Origin of the sequence: Xanthomonas pisi DSM 18956 (assembly GCF_001010415.1) — a bacterium.
GTDB classification, from domain to species: domain Bacteria; phylum Pseudomonadota; class Gammaproteobacteria; order Xanthomonadales; family Xanthomonadaceae; genus Xanthomonas; species Xanthomonas pisi.
The window spans coordinates 1-234 of sequence record NZ_JPLE01000209.1 but is presented as its reverse complement, the minus strand read 5'-3'; the positions used below and the strand labels follow the sequence as shown (position 1 = coordinate 234).

At 69.7% G+C, this 234-nt stretch carries 1 protein-coding gene; it reads left to right on the top strand.

Going from position 1 to position 234, the window contains the following annotated elements; genetic code table 11:
* Nucleotides 1-234 (top strand): FHA domain-containing protein (locus Y887_RS17745; RefSeq protein ID WP_046965610.1); only part of this gene is annotated, 234 nt, incomplete at both ends.

The following is a 234-nucleotide window of genomic DNA, read 5'->3' as shown; positions in this document are numbered from 1 at the left end:
CCGGCAGCAGCCGGATCATTCCCTCAAGCCCGGCGTCCACCGGATCGTCCGTCATGCCTCCGGCAGCGTGCGGGTGGTGGCTGATGCCCAGGGCGCGCTGCTGTTGGCGCAGTTCTGTCTGGACCAGCGCGGCCTGTGGCTGCAGGTGGCCAACGGCATCCGTGGCATCCACGTCAACGGGCGCCCGGTGCGCCGCATGGCGTTGTTGCGCCCTGGCGATGCGATCTATGCCGA